The sequence below is a fragment of the Methylibium sp. Root1272 genome (assembly GCF_001425905.1).
Classification (GTDB): Bacteria; Pseudomonadota; Gammaproteobacteria; order Burkholderiales; family Burkholderiaceae_C; genus Methylibium.
In genome coordinates this window covers 1-17,019 of record NZ_LMDY01000008.1, presented here as the reverse complement: position 1 = coordinate 17,019, position 17,019 = coordinate 1, and the positions used below count along the sequence as shown (strand labels likewise).

Annotated in this window: 16 protein-coding genes and 1 riboswitch; of the genes, 6 read left to right on the top strand and 10 right to left on the bottom strand. The window is 68.2% G+C overall.

From position 1 onward, the window contains the following. Positions 1 to 155: 155 nt before the first annotated feature. The 7 genes from ASC67_RS20485 to ASC67_RS21245 form a co-directional block, all read right to left on the bottom strand. The gene (locus ASC67_RS20485) at positions 156 to 446 is read right to left on the bottom strand and encodes an Imm32 family immunity protein (RefSeq protein ID WP_156466675.1); all 291 of its coding nucleotides are present in this window, start codon (positions 444 to 446) and stop codon (positions 156 to 158) included. Positions 447 to 535: 89 nt separating this feature from the next. Further along, on the bottom strand, positions 536 to 928 hold the full coding sequence (locus ASC67_RS05720) for a hypothetical protein (protein WP_056316316.1): 393 nt from the start codon (positions 926 to 928) through the stop codon (positions 536 to 538). Positions 929 to 1,883: 955 nt separating this feature from the next. Further along, entirely contained in the window at positions 1,884 to 2,066 is a 183-nt protein-coding gene (locus ASC67_RS20770) for a hypothetical protein (protein ID WP_162245606.1), read from the bottom strand. A 225-nt stretch (positions 2,067 to 2,291) separates the two neighbouring features. Beyond that, a complete protein-coding gene (locus tag ASC67_RS05715; protein WP_056316313.1) occupies positions 2,292 to 3,650 on the bottom strand; it encodes an aspartate aminotransferase family protein in 1,359 nt (452 codons plus the stop codon). 33 nt (positions 3,651 to 3,683) lie between these two features. Continuing rightward, positions 3,684 to 4,028, bottom strand: a complete 345-nt coding sequence (locus tag ASC67_RS05710) for an EthD family reductase (protein WP_200946820.1) — start codon at positions 4,026 to 4,028, stop codon at positions 3,684 to 3,686. Beyond that, a complete protein-coding gene (locus ASC67_RS21250) occupies positions 4,025 to 4,231 on the bottom strand; it encodes an amino acid synthesis family protein (RefSeq protein ID WP_056316310.1) in 207 nt (68 codons plus the stop codon). Before ASC67_RS21250 ends, ASC67_RS05710 begins: the two co-directional genes overlap by 4 nt. A gap of 12 nt (positions 4,232 to 4,243) precedes the next feature. Further along, positions 4,244 to 4,752, bottom strand: a 509-nt coding sequence (locus tag ASC67_RS21245; RefSeq protein ID WP_156466676.1) for an amino acid synthesis family protein, incomplete at its 3' end; no start/stop codon positions are given. A gap of 112 nt (positions 4,753 to 4,864) precedes the next feature. On the opposite strand from ASC67_RS21245, the gene ASC67_RS05695 reads away from it, so the two are divergent. Next, positions 4,865 to 5,722: a LysR substrate-binding domain-containing protein gene (locus ASC67_RS05695; RefSeq protein WP_056316305.1), complete on the top strand. Its 858-nt coding sequence runs from the start codon at positions 4,865 to 4,867 to the stop codon at positions 5,720 to 5,722. Between the two features lie 67 nt (positions 5,723 to 5,789). Here the strand turns inward: ASC67_RS05695 and ASC67_RS05690 are convergent, their stop codons facing one another. Continuing rightward, complete coding sequence (locus ASC67_RS05690) at positions 5,790 to 7,049, bottom strand: putative Na+/H+ antiporter (protein ID WP_056316302.1); 1,260 nt, start codon at positions 7,047 to 7,049, stop codon at positions 5,790 to 5,792. A 279-nt stretch (positions 7,050 to 7,328) separates the two neighbouring features. Here ASC67_RS05690 and ASC67_RS05685 point away from each other — a divergent pair, with 279 nt between their 5' ends. Further along, the gene (locus ASC67_RS05685; protein WP_235566232.1) at positions 7,329 to 8,975 is read left to right on the top strand and encodes an ankyrin repeat domain-containing protein; all 1,647 of its coding nucleotides are present in this window, start codon (positions 7,329 to 7,331) and stop codon (positions 8,973 to 8,975) included. 45 nt (positions 8,976 to 9,020) lie between these two features. Here ASC67_RS05685 and ASC67_RS05680 read toward each other — a convergent pair whose 3' ends face one another. Both ASC67_RS05680 and ASC67_RS05675 read right to left on the bottom strand, forming a co-directional pair. After that, entirely contained in the window at positions 9,021 to 9,596 is a 576-nt protein-coding gene (locus ASC67_RS05680) for a TMEM165/GDT1 family protein (protein WP_056316295.1), read from the bottom strand. Positions 9,597 to 9,604: 8 nt separating this feature from the next. After that, a riboswitch (yybP-ykoY riboswitch) is annotated at positions 9,605 to 9,779 on the bottom strand. Between the two features lie 23 nt (positions 9,780 to 9,802). Beyond that, complete coding sequence (locus tag ASC67_RS05675) at positions 9,803 to 11,833, bottom strand: sigma-54-dependent Fis family transcriptional regulator (protein WP_156466673.1); 2,031 nt, start codon at positions 11,831 to 11,833, stop codon at positions 9,803 to 9,805. Positions 11,834 to 12,256: 423 nt separating this feature from the next. Between ASC67_RS05675 and ASC67_RS05670 the strand changes: the two genes are divergently transcribed. From ASC67_RS05670 to aldA, 4 genes are all read left to right on the top strand, one after another. Then, the gene (locus tag ASC67_RS05670; RefSeq protein ID WP_082535850.1) at positions 12,257 to 12,880 is read left to right on the top strand and encodes a ubiquinol-cytochrome c reductase iron-sulfur subunit; all 624 of its coding nucleotides are present in this window, start codon (positions 12,257 to 12,259) and stop codon (positions 12,878 to 12,880) included. 89 nt (positions 12,881 to 12,969) lie between these two features. Continuing rightward, positions 12,970 to 14,688: a methanol/ethanol family PQQ-dependent dehydrogenase gene (locus tag ASC67_RS05665; RefSeq protein ID WP_056316291.1), complete on the top strand. Its 1,719-nt coding sequence runs from the start codon at positions 12,970 to 12,972 to the stop codon at positions 14,686 to 14,688. Between the two features lie 95 nt (positions 14,689 to 14,783). Further along, positions 14,784 to 15,254 carry a DUF1097 domain-containing protein gene (locus ASC67_RS05660; RefSeq protein ID WP_056316288.1) on the top strand — a complete coding sequence of 157 codons (471 nt, stop codon included), beginning with the start codon at positions 14,784 to 14,786 and terminating at the stop codon, positions 15,252 to 15,254. Positions 15,255 to 15,316: 62 nt separating this feature from the next. Next, entirely contained in the window at positions 15,317 to 16,756 is a 1,440-nt protein-coding gene (gene aldA, locus ASC67_RS05655; protein WP_056316285.1) for an aldehyde dehydrogenase, read from the top strand. Positions 16,757 to 17,019: the final 263 nt, after the last annotated feature.

Genomic DNA, 17,019 nt, shown 5'->3' with positions numbered 1-17,019 from the left:
GTGCATGAACTCCAACGGTCCGGAAACCCTTCCAACCGCGGAGCTTTCTGTAAGCAATGAAGCGTCAATCTCGACCAGCATAGGTATCTGCCTAACGTTTGAGTTCAGCGGCCGCCGTAGGCGGTCCGCTGGAACGATGGGTTAGGCCGACGGCACTACAAACCATGCTTCGCCCTCCACTCTGCCGACCAGGCGAAAAGCTCCAGGTGATGCACCGCGCTGTGACCAGACTTCCGCTCGTCGTCCAGCATAGTGGTAGTGAGTTCAAAACCGGCCCAATCCGGTGAGCGCAAGTGCTCGTGATCGCATTCATTGCGCCCCAGCTTGGCAAGTAGTTCGTTCAGCCGATCTCGAAGGACTTCAAGGCCCTCTCGATCGCCATGGATGGTGACCGCATCGCCGCTCTTGGCGGTAGTGACACTTAGCAGGTATTCCGGGCGCTTCATGGGAGGCCTAACGTTGGAGTTCACCCGCGGGCTACGGCTGGCGCAGCCCGCCGTAGCACGTCGGGTGCAACGACGGGTTAGGCCGACCGCTAGTAGAGCTTGACTTCAACGACCAACTCCGTGAGCCGATGGGGCACCTCGGCGGCGGTGAGTTCGCTCGACAAGCGGTTGATGTCTTGGAACTTGGAGCCATTGCGGAAGCTAGAGGCAGAACCTTCTTCCCAGTACACCTCGCGAGGAATGATGACGTGCGCGAATTCGCGATAGTGAAACGGTTGCCCCCAAGTGCCGCCATCCGTGGTGGCAGTAGGGCCGAGCTCCGATTCGAGGGGTAGACCCGCAGCCCAGTAGTGGACTTGATTCTGAAGACTACGAAAGGTGGTCCATGCGCACCAAGAGCCGTGCTCAGTGGGCACGCTATAACCCGGGCCCAGGACCCGAGCGCAAGCGGCGAAGAACGCAAACCATTTTTCGTCGGACATGGCGGCCTAACGTCGACGTTCAGCCGCCGCCGAAGGCGGTCGGCTGGAATGTTTGGTTAGCCGTCGCTTCGATGGAAAGAGTGACCAGCACGCCATGGCCACGCCGACTATCGTGCCGACGACTCGCGCGTAAGGGCCTGACAGCAGTGCGACTATGCCGACAAGCAAGTTTGGCAATGCTGACTTGGCGGAATGGCCTAGGCCACTCGGCAGTACGCCGGCGCCGGTGTTGCACGCTGCAATGAGTAGTGCGCCGAGCATGAAGACGAGACTGCGCATAAGGCTAACGTTTGAGCTGAGGGGCGAGCGCAGGCATGGCGCTTGGCCCGCCGGGCGGATGATGTACCACATCGGTAGGCGGGCCATGTGCCATGCCGGAGCGAGTCCCCTCGAGCGATGGGTTAGGCCTCATTCGTGAACGCCTGGACCTGCGCAACCACTTGCTCGAGTGAAGACGGGTCGTGGTGTACTGCATATCGCATGTATGGCTCGTACATGCGAACCGTTCGTGCACGACGCAAGAGACCTGGAGGGCGAATGAGCACTGGTGTGTGCTCCGTTCTTCCTGCCCAGAACCTGTGAACTTGGCGCTCGAGGCTCCTGGCCCTGGGCCATGACGGGCGTGCCGAAACATTGACCACGTGAGCCGATGCGCCAAGCATGGGGACAACGACGTTTGCAAAGTGGGCCTTCCACTTCGTGCCGTCTGAGTAGACGGCCAGCCAATGCCGACCATGACGTCCGTGACGAACGTGCCACCACAACCCGAGGACTCCGGCCTTGAAGAAGCCGCCAAGGTACAGGAGTGCAAGCAAGGGAGAAAGGACGACTGTCAGCATGCCAATGAAGGCAAGTCCGGCAAACTTGACGAGAGTGGCTTGCATGAGGCCTAACGTTGGCGTTCAGCCGACGCCGAAGGCGGTCGGCTGGAACAACGTGTTAGCCATCATGACGCTCAACGCTCGCATTCTTCGGCCTCGTAGTTCCAGCGACCGCCGCTGTCGAGGCAGCGGTCGACGGCGACGAAGTGCGATATTGGCTTGTAACTGGCCAGTGTGCCGACAACGACGAACAGAACGAGCGCCCACACGAGAAAGCGCCTGCGCTGGACAAGTGGATTCGCTTCGGTTCTTTTCATGCTGGCTAACTAGATTTAGACATGCATGACCGTACTGGCGCTGTTGATCTAACGCAACCCCTGCGTCGGTGCCAAGACATGCGCTACGCCCTGGAGAAGACCCGTTCCCGGCCGATGCGCGATGGCGTTTAGGCGGCCTAAATGACCACGGCGTCGGGCAAGTACCCGACGCCGTGGAAAGAAGGCGTTTCGATCCCGCTCGCGCTCCGCGCGCGACGTGGGCGTTCAAGCAGCAGGCAACACCGCTCTCACCCCCTCCGCCACCGCCTCCACGATCCGGTCGATCGTGCCCTCGTCGCTCACCAGCGCCGGGCCCAGGTAGAGGGTGTCGCCGCGGCCGCGCGTGATCACGCCGCGCTGGCGCACCTGGGCCAGCACCTGCGGGCCCATCTTGCGGGCGGGGTCGAACGGCTTCTTGGAGAAGCGGTCTTCCACCAGTTCCACCGCGGCAATGAGGCCCAGGCCGCGGATGTCGCCCACGTTCGGGTGGTCGCCCAGCGCGCCGCGCAGGCCGCGCAGCAGGCGGTCGCCCAGCACCTGCGCGCGCGCCAGCAGGCCTTCGCGTTCGATGACGTCCAGCGTGGCCAGCGCCACCGCGCAGGCCACCGGGTGGCCGCTGTAGGTGTAGCAGTGCATCCAGGTGTCGGCGCCCGGGCGGTCGAACACGGCGGCCACCTTGTCGGACAGGCCCACGCCGCCCATCGGCACGTAGCCGCTGGTGATGCCCTTGGCAAACTGCACCAGGTCGGGCTGCACGTCGCTGCCCCAGTGGCCCAGCGCAAACAGCCTGCCGGTGCGGCCGAAGCCGGTGATGACCTCGTCGGTGGCGAACAGCACGTCGTAGCGGTCGCAGATCTCGCGGATGCGGCGGAAGTAGCCCGCCGGCGGCACGTAGGCGCCGCCGCCCATCACCGGCTCGGCGATGAACAGGGCCACCGTGTCGGGGCCCTCGGCCAGGATGGCGCGCTCCAGTTCGTCGGCCGCGGCGGTGGCCGGGTCGCCACCGGGCGGCACGGTGTAGCGGTAGGCGTCGTGGTTCGGTATGTGCACGAAGCCCGGCATGCGCGGCTCGAAGGCCGGCCAGTAGGCCGGCATGCCGGTGGCGCACATGGCGGCCAGCGTCACGCCGTGGTAGCCGCCCAGCACGCTGATGGTCTTGACCTTGCCGGGCTTGCCCTGCGCCTTCCAGTAGTAGCGCGCGGTCTTGATGGTGCTGTCGGTCGACTCGCCGCCCCCTGAGGTGAAGAAGAAGCGGTGCATGTTGGGGTACACGCGGTCGGCCGCCAGCTTCTCGGCCAGCTCCATCGCCCGCAGGTTGGTGCTGCCGGCGTAGCCGGAGGCATAGGCCAGCTCGCCCATCTGCGCGGCGGCGGCGTCCACCAGCTCGCGGCGGCCGTAGCCCAGGGTCACGTTCCACAGGCCCGACATGGCGTCGATGTAGCGCTTGCCGTCAGCGTCGGTCAGCGTGGTGCCCTCGCCCTTCACCCACACGTTGCCGGCCAGGTGGGCGGCCTCGTTGTGCAGCGAATGCACCAGGTGGCGGTGGTCGCGCTGCAGCAGGCTGGCGTTGAGGCTGTCGCCCATGGGGGTGTCTCCGTTGGTTGGTTGGTTGGTGCTTTAAACGCCGGTGTCCACCAGCGTGTGCTCGTCCACGAACAGGCGCTCGCGGCGCGACAGGTGCGCCATCGAGTCGGCCGCCACGGCGCGGCCCTGCTTGGTGTCGTAGGCGGCTTCGAAGGCCTCCTGGCTGTCGAACCACAGCTCGGACACGCCGTCGATGGCGCCCTCGCCGTCGGCCGTGACGAGGTTGAAGCGCAGGCCGCGCAGGCCGGGCAGCTGGCGCGCCAGGGTGGCGTGCTGGCCCAGCCACCAGGAGGCGAAGTCCTGCGCGCTCATGTCGTCGCGCCGCTTGAGGAGGATGATGGCCTTGAAGAACATGGTGGGCTCCTTCGTCGTCTTCATGCGGGCTTCCTCACCCGGTGCAGCGGCCGCCCGCCGATCGCCAGCACCAGCGCGATCAGCATCTCGTCCGGGCGCGGTGCGTCGGCGATCGCGATCTCCGCACCGTCCATGTCGTCGAAGTTCCAGATGCTGTTCTTGTTCGTCACCGGCATCACGATGGTCTCGACCGGGTATTTGCCGGCCGCGGTCTCGGCGCTGAGCATCACCGCGTCGGNAGCACCAGCGCGATCAGCATCTCGTCCGGGCGCGGTGCGTCGGCGATCGCGATCTCCGCACCGTCCATGTCGTCGAAGTTCCAGATGCTGTTCTTGTTGGTCACCGGCATCACGATCAGCGCGCCCGGCCCGCCCATCTTCTTGGTCCCGGGAATGATGTCGTCGCCCTTGTGCACGGCCTTGCGCACCGGCGCCCCGAACTTCGGGTGCAGGATCGCCGCCGCATGCTCGATCTCGCCGTCCAGGCCCACGATGGCGCCCTTGCCGTAGGCCTGCACCTCGTCGGGCGCCACGCCCAGCACCTGCACGCCGCGCCGAGCGATCAGGTCGCCCACCTCGGCTCCCAGGTCGTACAGCGGCGCCAGGTCTTCCACGTAGCGGCCGGCATACGGGTTCTTGATGACCGCGGCCACGGTGACCTTGCGCGAGGGCGGGTTCACGTCGCGGCCCATCTCGGTGTGGGTTTCCTCGAGCTGGACCACCAGCTTGCGGAGTTGCAGGAGAGACATCGCAGGGGCTTCCGGGAGGCTGGGAACCGGCCCACTCTAGGCCGAACGAGACCTCGTGAAAACCGAAACTTCGTGGCGTGACAGTTCACGTTTCGTAAACTGTTGACCCATCATGGTCCTCGACATCGAGCAGCTGCGCACCCTGGTGGCCTTCGCCGACGCCGGCAGCTGCAAGGGCGCGGCCCACCTGGTGCACAAGACGCCCTCCGCGGTGAGCGTGCACCTGGCCAAGCTGGCGGCTTCGCTGGAGCGCGCATTGCTGCAGCGCGAGGGCCGGCGCCTGGTGCTCACCCACGACGGCACCGAGCTCGTGCGCTATGCGCGGCGCATGCTGGCGCTGCAGAGCGAGGCGCTGGCGCACTTTCGGGCCCCCGAGTTCGGCGGCACGCTGCGCGTGGGCCTGCCCGACGACTACATCCCGGTGCTGATGGCGCCGCTGCTGGCCGCGCTGGCGCGGCTGGCGCCGCTGGCGCACGTGGAGGTGCAGTGCGCGCCCAGCGCCGAGCTGCGGCCGCTGCTGGCCGACGGCCAGCTCGACCTGGCCATCCTGTCGGCCGAGACCGACACCCAGGAAGGCCTGGTGCTGCGCACCGAGCGCGTGGTGTGGACGGCCTCGGCCCAGCACGACGTGGCCCGGCTCGACTGCCTGCCGCTGGCGCTGTTTCCCGACGGCTGCATCTTCCGCAAGTGGGCGCTGGCGCAGCTGCGCAAGCGGCGGCGCGAGCACCGCATCGTCTGCACCAGCCGCAGCATGGCGGCCATCCAGGCGGCGGTGCGCACCGGCTTCGCGGTGTCGGTGGTGGCCGAGAGCTGCGTGCCGCCCGACGCGGTGGTGCTCACGCCGCAGCAGGGCTTTCCGGCGCTGCCGGCGGTGACCATCATCCTCGCGGGCTCGCCGGCCACCGACGCGGCGCTGGTGCAGCGGCTGGGGGAGCAGATGCGGGGGCCGTTGAGGCGGGTGAGGGGGTAGCGGCTCGCCGCGGACCGGCCCTCACCCCGGCCCTCTCCCGCTTGCGGGAGAGGGGGCAAGAGGCGGGTCAGAGCAGCAGGAAGGCGGCGGCGGCCACCACGGTCGGGCCCAGCGCGCCCAGCAGCAGGCCGCCGGCGCCGATCGACTCGTCCTCGAAGCCGCGCTTCAGCAGCGCCACGCCGGCCGGGTTGGGCGCGTTGGCGATGACGGTCAGGCCGCCGCCCGCCACCGCACCGGCCACCAGCATGTACTTCGACGCATCGGGAATGCCGGAGATGAGCGAGCCCAGGTAGGTGAGCGCCGCGTTGTCGGTCACAGCGGTGAGCGCCAGCGCGCCGAAGAACAGGGCCAGCGGCTCCAGGCCCGCCACGATGGGCTGCAGCCACCAGCGCTGCAGGCCGCCCAGCACCACCAGCCCCGCCAGGAAGAAGCCCACCAGTAGCGCCTCCTTGAGGATCAGCGGGTCCTGGTGGCGTTCGTAGGCCTGCGTGAAACCCAGGAACAGCAGGAAGAGCGCCAGGAAGGCCACCGGGTGATGGGCCAGCACCACCACGCCGGCCAGCAGCGCCAGGTGCACCGCGACGACCGCCAGCGGGACTGGCCGCGCGCTGGCCGCGGTGGTCGTGCCGGGCTCGGCGACGAGGTGACGGCGCAGCACGAAGGTGGCGGCCGTCGCGTTGATCACCACCGCGAGCGCCGCCTTCCAGCCGAAGTTCGCCAGCATGAAGGCGCTGTCCCATTGCCAGGTGGTGGCCACCATCAGCACCGGCGGTGCAGCGTAGGACGTGAGCGTGCCGCCGATCGACACGTTGACGAACAGCACGCCCAGCGCCAGGTATTTCGCTCGCTCGGGCACGCCCGGCTTGAACACCAGCGGCGCCAGCATCAGGGCCGCGATGGTCATCGCGGCAGGTTCGGTGACCAGCGAGCCGAGCAGGGGCACCGCGGCCAGGCCCAGCCAGGCCGACGCCAGCGGCGTGGGCAGAGGCGACAGCCGGGCCAGGGCGGCAGTGGCGCGCATCACGGTCTGCAGCACCGGCCGCGAGGCCGCCACCACCATGACGACGAAGACGAACAGCGGCTCGGTGTAGTTGCGCGATTCGGCGTAATCGAGCGCCGGGCCTCCGCCGGCCAGCAGGGCCATCAGCAGCACCAGCACGATGGCCCAGAAGCCGAACACCACCTCCACCTCGCCCAGCAGGTGGAACAGGCCGGCGTGGCGCGGGTAGCGGTGCGAGAGGCGTTCGAGCTGCTTGGCAGCGAAGGTGTGGACGAGGGCCACGCCGAAGACGGCGGCGGCGATCCAGTCGATCGTGGGGTCGGTCATGGGCAGCAGGCAGTCATGAAGCATCCGCGAGGCGGCCCGACCTTCGCATGAACCTGCCGCACCGCGCGCGGTCCGACACCCTGTTCGGAGTGTACGGGCCCACGCGGGGGCGCATCACTGCACACATTCGCGACATTCATCGTGCGCGTCGGCGCTCGGCTGCCAATTCGCGCCATGGCCCTCGGTACGATCTTCACCGGCCGGTTCCTGACTGCGCCAGCACACTGACCTGGGCCACCCGGAGGAGCCTCTATGCAATCAAAGCGCCCCATCGTCCTCATGGGGATCTTGCTGGTACTGCTGCTTGGATTCGTCACGCGATCGGAATGGATGGATCAGACCATCGGTGCTCCGCCCGCAGGGCGGTCTGCGGCCGCGGATCAACCGGCGGTGTTGCCGGGTCAGAACTCCGTCTCCGGCCTCAAGGTCGAACGGGATCCGAAGGGGCGCTGGATGGCCACATTCGATTATTTCTACACCGGCGAGCCTTCGGGAGCCCACGTCAACGTGGAAGTCTTCTCTGGCGAAGGGGGGTCGGACGAGTCTCCCGTTGCTCAGCAGTTGGTCGGGAATGGCCGCATCGCACGCGGGACGCATCGAGCCAGCATCGAAATCAATCGGCCTCCGCACTCTGCAGCGGCCGTGACCACGAAGTCGCTCAGCGCCAACATGCGCATCGGTCGCCAGACGATCGCCACGGAGCATTCGAAGCAAGAGATCTTCTGGCCCGAGATCTCGGTCTGGATGGCCGAACGCGAGCTGGCGGAGAAGGGCCCCGACGCGCTCCTGAAGCGCGCCATCGCGCAGATCGACCATGGCAGCGGGTCATCGCTGCAGGAAGCCAAGGGCTTGCTGGAGCGGCTGATCAGCAAGGATGCGCGATATGTTCCGGCCTATATCGAGCTGGCGCGCGTCGCCATGAAGACGAACTGGGGCCCCGAAGGCCTGTACCAGGCGGAAAGGCTCCTGGACTCCGCCCTCCAGATTCAAGGCGACAGCGTCAACGCGAAGATCCTGCTCGGGTATGTCTACGCGCACCAGCGCCGCTACCCGCTCGCCGAGAAGCTGACCGCCGAAGCGGCAGGCGCCGGGGCGACCAACCTGTGGGTCTGGTCGAACTGGGGCGAGATGCTGGCGATGCAAGGAAAGATCGAGCCCGCCATACAAAAATACCGGGAGGGCTTGGCGCGTCCGCGCAGCGACGCTGCGAATGACCGGGCACGGCTGGACGCCTACGGAAAACTGCTCGCCCTGCTGCAGCCGCGGAACGACATCCAGGGCATGGAAGAGCTCTACAAGAAGCGCGCGACGGAGTTCGGCCCCGGGAGCTGCTTCAGCGCCGACTACGCGCGCTTCGTGCTTCAACAGCGAGGTGACGCGGACACCGCCGTCAAGCTGGCGCGCGAAGCCGTCGATGGTCAATGCCAGGATTCGGCCGCTCGCGCAACGCTGGGGTTGGCGCACTACGCTGCCTGGGCCGGCTCGACGGACCCGCAACGCTCGGAGTCGCTGCATCAGGCGCGCGTCTTTCTGCCTGCGGGGCCCAATGTCTTCTACCTGCTCGCCGGGAGCGAACGCACAGCGAGCGTCGCGAAGCAGCTGATGTCGGCCGGCGAGACGATCGACCAGAAGGACAACTACAAGCTCAACGCCCTGGCCTACGCATTGAAGAACGGTGAGCACGAGACCGCGCGCCGACTCATCAAGCTGGGTGCACGCACCGACACCGCCATCGGAGAGGGCGACATCCCTGTGGCGCTGGTGCCCGTCATGACGGCCGACATCGAAGGGATCCGCATGCTGCAGAGCGTCGGCGTCGACTACACCAAGGTTCGATATCAAGGCAGCACGGCGCTCGACGAGGCACGACGGACGGGCGATCGCAGGATGCTCGACGTGCTCGAGTCAAAGGGGCGTTCGCTCTGACGGATCGGTGAGCAGGTCGGCCAGCGAGCCGTCGGGCCAGCAACTTCACAGCAACTGGCCCACGTTGAGCAGCGTCAACACACCCAGCACCGCGAACAGCAGCGCGGCGACGCCGTGCACCAGCTTCATGGACACGCGCTTCGCCACGCCGTCGCCCAGCAGCACCGCCGGCACGTTGGCCAGCATCATGCCCAGCGTGGTGCCGCTCACCACCGCCCACAGCTCGGTGTAGCGCGCGGCCAGCGCCACGGTGGCGATCTGCGTCTTGTCGCCCATCTCGGCGAGGAAGAAGGCGACCACGGTGGTGCCGAACACGCCCAGGCGCAGGCGGCCGGTGCCCTCTGCCTCGTCGTCCAGCCGGTCGGGCACCAGCATCCACGCGGCCATGGCGAGGAAGGAGCCGCCGATCACCCAGCGCAGCAGGTCGGGGCCCATCGCGCGGGCGATCCAGTCGCCCACGGCGGCGGCACAGGCGTGGTTGACGAGCGTGGCGACCAGGATGCCCAGGATGATGGGCAGCGGGCGGCGGAAGCGGGCGGCGAGCAGCAGTGCGAGGAGCTGCGTCTTGTCTCCCATTTCACCGAGGGCGACGATGCCGGTCGAGACGAGGAAGGCTTCCATGCGGGCGAGAGGTCCTGGGCCGGATGACGCAATGACCACACGGCCTCTCCGGCCACGCGGAGGCTGTGCGGTCAAAGGTCTGGCCAGGCTGTGGAAGCTGCTCGCGCCATGGCCTGCGGGCCAAGTGTGTTGACGCGAGCCCCTGCAACAGATGCAGGGCGGCTACTCCCCGATGACGGGTTCGAGCGCCGATTCTAGCCAGCTCTCTATCGGTCGCTGTCCGGCGGCAGCTGGGTCGGCGAGACGATGCCGAAGCGCTTCATCTGCCGGTAGATGGTGGTGCGGTTCTGGCCCGCCTGCGCGGCCACCGCGGTGATGTTCCAGCGGTGCTCCTGAAGCGACGCGAGCAGGCGCTCGGCCTCGGGCGGGCGCGCCAGCGCGCGCGGGGGGGCGGATGGCGGTGCGGGCAGCGCCAGCGTCGCGGCGGTGGCGGTCTGCTGCACCACCATCGTCGCCACCGGCAACGCGGTCACCTCGGGCGGCAGGTGCTCGGGGTAGATGCCCTCGCCGTCCGACAGCGCGAGCCCGAAGCGCAGCACGTTGCGCAGTTGCCGCACGTTGCCCGGCCATTCGTAGCGCTCCAGCAGCTCCAGCGCCTCGTCGGCGATGTAGGCGCGGGTGTCGAGCTGCTCGGCCTCCTCGCGCAGGATCAGATCGATCAGGTAGCCGAGGTCGCGGCGGTCGCGCAGTGCCGGCAGCGGCAGCGTGGCGCCGCACAGCCGGTAGTACAGGTCCTCGCGGAAGCTGCCGGCGGCGATGAGCTGGCGCAGGTCGCGGTGCGACGCGGCGATGACGGTGAGCTCCACGCGGATCGGCCGGTCGGCGCCGAGCGGCAGCACCTCGTGCTCGGACAGCACGCGCAGCAGGCGGGTCTGCAGGTGCAGCGGCATGTCGCCGATCTCGTCGAGGAACAGCGTGCCGCCATGGGCCTGCAGGATCAGGCCCTTCATGCCGCGGTTGCGCGCGCCGGTGAAGGTGCCGGCGGTGTAGCCGAACAGTTCGCTCTCGATCAGCGACTCGGGGATCGACGCGCAGTTGACGGCGACGAAGGGCTTGTCGTGGCGCGTGCTCGACTCGTGCAGCGCCTTCGCGAACACTTCCTTGCCGGTGCCGGTCTCGCCCTGGATCAGGATGTTGATGCGCTTGTTGGCCAGGCGGCGCGCCTGGTCCTGCAGCGCGCGCATCTGCTTGTCGTCGCCGGCCAGGCGCTCGAGCGCGGGGCTGGCCGGCGCGAGCGCGGACACCACGTCGGTCACGTCGCGGTGGCCCGGCGCGCCGGACAGGCTGCGCATGCGCGGCGCGACCACGCTGCCGAAGTAGCTCTGGTGATCGAAGGCCGAGAGCAGAGCGCGGTCCATCACGTTGGACGAGCGCGAGAGGCGCCAGATGTCGTCCATCGAGCAGCGGAACACGTCGGTCAGGTGGCGGCCCTCGATGGCTTCGTCGCCGCCGCTCTGCAGCGCCAGGCCGCGCAGCCACTTGCGCGCGCCGGTGCTGGCACCGGCCAGCACGCCGTCGCTGTCGAAGGCCAGCATCATGTCGCCCAGCACGTCGACCAGCGCCCAGCTGGTGGCCAGCCGCAGGATCCAGTGATCGCGGAAGTGGCGCACGAAGTTGGCGTCCTCGATCATCTGGCCGTACAGCGTGGTGAGGTGCAGCGCGAGGTGCTGGCTCTCGCGCGCGTTGGGCATGGCCAGCGCCGACACGTCGAGCACGCCCATCAGCTTGCCGTCGGGATGGAACAGCGGCGCGGTGTTGCAGCTCAGGCCGACGTTGCCGGTGTAGAAGTGGTCGTCGCGGTGGCAGGTGAGCGAGGCCTGCTCGTAGATGCAGGTGCCGATGCCGTTGGTGCCGGCGATCTCTTCCTTCCAGTTGGCGCCGAGGTAGAGGCCGGCGCGCTGCGCGTCCTTGCCCCAGGAGTCGTTGCCGATGTAGTCGACCGTCACGCCGTCGGCGTCGGTCAGCAGCAGCACGTAGCCGAGGTCGGACACGCGCTTGAAGAGCTGCTCCATGCCGCCGCGCGCGACCTGCAGGTACTCCTCGATGCGCTCGCGCGACTCGCGCAGCCGCGTCGAGCTCTCGACGCGCGGGCCGAAGGATTGCGCGGGGTCGAGGCCGTGCGTGTTGACGCAGCGGTGCCAGGAGCGGTGGATCAGGCTGTCGGGCGTGCCGGCCTCGGGCGCGTGGCCCGACGCGATGCGGCGGATCTCGTCGACGTGTTGGTGGGACAGGATCAAGTGGCTGCTCCTTGGAGGTCGGCACGGCGGCGGTCCGGGTGGCCTTGCAGTGCGAGGAGCTCGCGGCTCCCGATGCCGGCGTCTGCGTCCGGCTGCGCGAGCGGGACTCTAAGCGAAGCGCGCGTTGTCGTGTGTCGGGATCGGCCCGCAAGCCGGTTGGGGGCATCGGTGGCATCGGCGCTGCGTTGCACGGGCCGTTCGACGGCCGAGCGCGCCGCAACGCCACACCGAAGGCCTCACCTGTGGCCTCGCGCGCCACACCTGTCGGCGCCCGCCGCATCACTCGCATTTACCCGGATGCGACAGCGCAAGTGCTTGATTCGCATGGACAAATCGATGGCCGCAGAGACAGCGCATCGGGCTCGCCGGCGGTGGCATGTGGTTTGCAAAAAGGCCCCGCCACCGAACCCCGATGACGCTGCCATGAACGACAACGAGACAACGACCCCGAGCGCGACGAACGCGCCCCAGACCCCCGCCTGCGCGGGCCGCCGCGAAGCCCTGAAGCTCGGTGCCTGTGCCTGCATCGGCTTCGGCCTCGACGCCGCCGGACTGAACCGCGCACTGGCCGACGAACCTGCCGAACAACGCCCGACCAAGGGCGACCGGCTGGTCGTCGTCGGAGCCGACGGCACGCCCAAGCTGCTGGCCGCCGCCGACGTGAAGCTCGGCGAGAAGCCGGTGTTCGCGTTCCCCTACGACACCGACAAGAAGCTGGTGCGCGACGGCTCGCGCCTGAACAAGGTGCTGTTGATCCGCCTGGACCCCGGCTCGCTGGACGAGGCCACGCGCGCACGCTCGGCCGACGGCGTGCTGGCGTTCTCGGCGGTGTGCACGCACCAGGGCTGCGACGTCAGCGAGTGGGTGCCCGAGAGCAAGTCGCTGCTGTGCTTCTGCCACTTCTCGCGCTTCGATCCCTGCCAGTCCGGACAGGTGCTGGCCGGGCCCGCGCCGCGCAGCCTGCCGCACCTGCCGATCGCGCTCGAGCGCGGCGAGCTCGCCGTGAACGGCCCCTTCAGCGCCAGCCCGGGCGTGAAGAAGACCTGATCCACCCCGCCACGGCGTCGCCGGCCGCGGCAACGGCCGGCACGCCCCGATTCCCCACCGCAAGAAGAACCAACCGAGGAGACAAACCCATGAAACTCAAACTGACGCACATCGCGGCCTGCCTGGCCCTGGCACCGCTGGCCGCACTGGCCGACCTGCCGGCCTACTCGCCGGTGAGCGACGCGCGGCTCGCGAACCCCGAACCGTCGAACTGGCTGATGTACCGCGCCAACTACGCGGGCTGGGGCTACAGCCCGCTGGAGAAGATCAACGACAAGAACGTGTCGAAGCTGACGCTCGCATGGTCCTACGTGACCGGCATGACCGAAGGCCACCAGGCGCCGCCGATCGTCAACAACGGCTACATGTACGTGACGACGCCGAACAACCAGGTCATCGCGTTCGAGGCCAAGACCGGCAAGGAACTGTGGCGCTACAAGAAGCAGATCCCCGAGGAACTGCAGCAGCTGCACCCGACGAACCGCGGCGTGGCGCTCTACAAGGACAAGCTCTACCTCGCGACCACCGACGCGATGGTCGTCGCGCTCGACCCGGTGACCGGCAAGGAACTGTGGAAGAGCGCGACCGGCGACTGGAAGGCCGGCTACTACTCGACGCTGGCGCCGCTGGTGGCCAACGGCAAGGTGGTGGTGGGCGTGTCCGGCGGCGAGTACGGCGTGCGCGGCTACGTGATCGCGCTCGACGCCGACAGCGGCAAGGAAGTCTGGCGCACCTACACCACGGCCGCGCCGGGCGAGCCGGGCGGCGACAGCTGGCCGGGCGAGACCTACAAGAAGGGCGGCGCCTCGGTGTGGATCACCGGCACCTACGACCCCGAGACCAAGCTGTCCTACTGGGGCACCGGCAACGCCGCGCCGTGGATGGGCGACACGCGCCCGGGCGACAACCTGTACAGCTCGTCGACGCTGGCGCTCGACATCGACACCGGCAAGCTCAAGGGCTACCACCAGTACCACTGGAACGACACCTGGGACTGGGACGAGGTGTCGGCCCCGGTGCTGATCGACGTGGAGCGCAACGGCAAGAAGGTGAAGTCGCTGGTGCACGCCGGCCGCAACGGCTACCTGTGGCAGCTCGAACGCACCAGCGGGCCGATCAAGTTCGTCGACGCCTGGCCCTACGTGAAGCAGAACGTCTTCACCTCCATCGACCCGAAGACCGGCCGTCCGACCTACGACGACAGCAAGCGCCCGGCGACCGGCAAGACGGTGAACTTCTGCCCGTCGATGTGGGGCGGCAAGGACTGGTTCCCCGAGGCCTACAGCCCGAAGACCAAGATGTTCTACGTGCCGGCCAACAACAACCTGTGCTCGGAGCTGACCGGCGAGGCGGTGACCTACAAGAAGGGTGACCTCTACATCGGCGTGGCGCTGGACAACATCCTCACCAACGTGCGGATGACCGAGGCCTCGAAGACCCACGTCGGCGAGGTGCAGGCCTGGAGCCTGACCGACAAGAAGAAGGTCTGGACCCACACCTACCCCGAGATGAACTGGGGCCCGTTGATGGCCACCGGCGGCAACCTGGTGTTCGGCGGCGGCACCAACGACCGCATGTTCCGCGCCTTCAACGCCACCACCGGCAAGATGCTGTGGGAGTACCCGGCCAGCTCCGGCGTGACCGGCGTGCCCTCGTCCTTCGAGGTCGACGGCGAGCAGTACATCGCCGTGCAGTCGGGTTGGGGCGTCGACGCGGAGCGCATGCAAGGTGCGTTCAACGCGGTGCTCAAGCACAAGACCTACGTGCCGCAGGGCGGCACGGTGCTGGTCTTCAAGCTGCCCAAGTAAGCCCTCCCCGTTCGATCCCGGCCGGCAGCGGACTTCGTCGTCCGCTGCCGCTGGGGCGACTCGTCCCCAAAAAACACGCAAGGAGACAAGACATCATGAAACTGCTGCACGCACTCGCCCTCAGCATCGCCGCCCTCGTGGGCCTGTGGGTCTACCTCAGCATCGGTCGGCCCGAGCTGCGCTTCAACCCGTGGATCGGCTTCGTCGCCTGGGCGGCGTTCTTCGCTGCCGGCGGCGGCACGCAGGGCGCCTGGAAGTCGGTAGCCGGCGGCATTGCCGCGATCCTGCTGACGGCCGGCACGATGGCGGCTGTCACCGCGCTCGGCGGCGGGCTGCCCTGGATGATCGGCCTGGTCGCGGTGCTGGCCTTCGTGCTGGTGGCGATGGCCGACATCCCGGCGCTGGCCTACACGCCGGCCGCCTTCCTGGGTGCCGCGTCCTTCTTCGGCGCCGGCGGCAAGGCCGACGAAACCATCCTGCTCGTCTCGATCACCTGGCTCGCCGGCGTGGCCTTCGGCTTCGCGTCCGAGCTGATGGGCAAGCGCTTCGCGCGGCCCGCGATGTGAGTTTTCTTTCCCCCCGTTCCCCCGTCAGCGCTCATCCCCCACCCCAGAAGGAGAAGACCACCATGGTCACCGAATACAGAAACTACATCGACGGCGAGTTCCTGGCCAACCGCTCGGGTGCCCTGATCGACGTGCACAACCCGGCCACCCACGAGTTGCTCGCTCGCGTGCCCGATGCCCCGAACGACGTGGTCGACCTGGCCGTGCAGGCTGCGCGCACGGCGCAGCCGGCGTGGGCGAAGCTGCCCGCGATCCAGCGCGCCCAGCACCTGCGTGCCATCGCCGCCAGGCTGCGCGAGAACGTCGAGGAGCTGGCCCACACCATCACGGCCGAGCAGGGCAAGGTGCTGGGGCTGGCACGCGTGGAGGTGAACTTCACCGCCGACTACATGGACTACATGGCCGAGTGGGCGCGCCGCCTCGAGGGCGAAGTGCTGACCAGCGACCGCGTCGGCGAGAGCATCTTCCTGATGCGCAAGCCGATCGGCGTGGCCGCCGGCATCCTGCCGTGGAACTTCCCGTTCTTCCTGATCGCGCGCAAGCTGGCCCCGGCGCTGATCACCGGCAACACCATCGTGATCAAGCCGAGCGAGATCACGCCGATCAACGCCTTCGAGTTCGCACGCCTGGCGTCGCAGACCGACCTGCCGCGCGGCGTGTTCAACCTGGTCGGCGGTACCGGCGCCGGTGCGGGCTCGCAACTCACCTCGCACCGTGACGTGGGCATCGTGTCGTTCACCGGCAGCGTGGAGACCGGCACGCGCATCATGACCGCGGCGTCGAAGAACCTGACGCGCGTGAACCTCGAGCTCGGCGGCAAGGCACCGGCCATCGTGCTGGCCGACGCCGATCTCGACCTGGCCGTGAAGGCCATCTACGACTCGCGCGTCATCAACACCGGACAGGTGTGCAACTGCGCCGAGCGCGTGTACGTGCAGCGCAAGGTGGCCGACGAGTTCACCAGCAAGATCGCCGCACGCATGGCCGGCACGCTGTACGGCGACCCGCTGGCCCAGCCCGACGTGGCGATGGGTCCGCTGGTCAGCCAGGCCGGCCTCGACAAGGTGGCGGGCATGGTGGACCGCGCCCGCGCGGCCGGCGCCAGCATCGTGCAGGGCGGCCGCAAGGCCAACCGCGACAAGGGCTTCCACTACGAGCCCACCGTCATCGCGAACTGCAGCGCCGACATGGAGATCATGCGCAAGGAGATCTTCGGGCCGGTGCTGCCGATCCAGGTGGTGGACGAACTCGACGAGGCCGTGGCGCTGGCCAACGATTCCGAGTACGGCCTGACCTCGTCGATCTTCACCAAGGACCTGAACTCGGCGATGCGCGCGGTGCGCGACCTGCAGTTCGGCGAGACCTATGTGAACCGCGAGCACTTCGAGGCGATGCAGGGCTTCCACGCCGGCCGCAAGAAGTCGGGCATCGGCGGAGCCGATGGCAAGCACGGCCTGTACGAGTTCACCGAGACGCACGTGGTCTACATCCAGCACGGCTGAGTCAGTTTCGTCATCGTGTCGCCTCGCAGCGACGCTTGAGCCCGCTCCGCCCCGCGGGGCGGGCCTTTTTCCCCACACACCTGCCCGGTGCCGGCGCGTCCCTCGCCAGCGCCAGGCCGCGCTCGGCCCGCTGCCGGCGCAAGCCCCCCTCCACCGCAACGCCGCGCCCATGCCCGTGATCACCTGCATCGAAGACCTGAGGGTTCTGGCCCAGCGCCGGGTGCCGAGGATGTTCTACGACTACGCCGACTCGGGCTCGTGGA

Excerpts from the sequence above, each read along its gene's own strand:
- ASC67_RS05695 (WP_056316305.1), top strand. The coding sequence starts at position 4,865 with ATGGTCCTCGACATCGAGCAGCTGCGCACCCTGGTGGCCTTCGCCGAC.
- ASC67_RS05660 (WP_056316288.1), top strand. The coding sequence starts at position 14,784 with ATGAAACTGCTGCACGCACTCGCCCTCAGCATCGCCGCCCTCGTGGGC.
- ASC67_RS20770 (WP_162245606.1), bottom strand. The coding sequence starts at position 2,066 with ATGAAAAGAACCGAAGCGAATCCACTTGTCCAGCGCAGGCGCTTTCTC.
- aldA (WP_056316285.1), top strand. The coding sequence starts at position 15,317 with ATGGTCACCGAATACAGAAACTACATCGACGGCGAGTTCCTGGCCAAC.
- ASC67_RS05715 (WP_056316313.1), bottom strand. The coding sequence starts at position 3,650 with ATGGGCGACAGCCTCAACGCCAGCCTGCTGCAGCGCGACCACCGCCAC.
- ASC67_RS05690 (WP_056316302.1), bottom strand. The coding sequence starts at position 7,049 with ATGACCGACCCCACGATCGACTGGATCGCCGCCGCCGTCTTCGGCGTG.
- ASC67_RS05665 (WP_056316291.1), top strand. The coding sequence starts at position 12,970 with ATGAAACTCAAACTGACGCACATCGCGGCCTGCCTGGCCCTGGCACCG.
- ASC67_RS05685 (WP_235566232.1), top strand. The coding sequence starts at position 7,329 with ATGGGGATCTTGCTGGTACTGCTGCTTGGATTCGTCACGCGATCGGAA.
- ASC67_RS05720 (WP_056316316.1), bottom strand. The coding sequence starts at position 928 with ATGTCCGACGAAAAATGGTTTGCGTTCTTCGCCGCTTGCGCTCGGGTC.
- ASC67_RS05680 (WP_056316295.1), bottom strand. The coding sequence starts at position 9,596 with ATGGAAGCCTTCCTCGTCTCGACCGGCATCGTCGCCCTCGGTGAAATG.
- ASC67_RS05710 (WP_200946820.1), bottom strand. The coding sequence starts at position 4,028 with ATGAAGACGACGAAGGAGCCCACCATGTTCTTCAAGGCCATCATCCTC.
- ASC67_RS05670 (WP_082535850.1), top strand. The coding sequence starts at position 12,257 with ATGAACGACAACGAGACAACGACCCCGAGCGCGACGAACGCGCCCCAG.
- ASC67_RS21250 (WP_056316310.1), bottom strand. The coding sequence starts at position 4,231 with ATGCTCAGCGCCGAGACCGCGGCCGGCAAATACCCGGTCGAGACCATC.
- ASC67_RS20485 (WP_156466675.1), bottom strand. The coding sequence starts at position 446 with ATGAAGCGCCCGGAATACCTGCTAAGTGTCACTACCGCCAAGAGCGGC.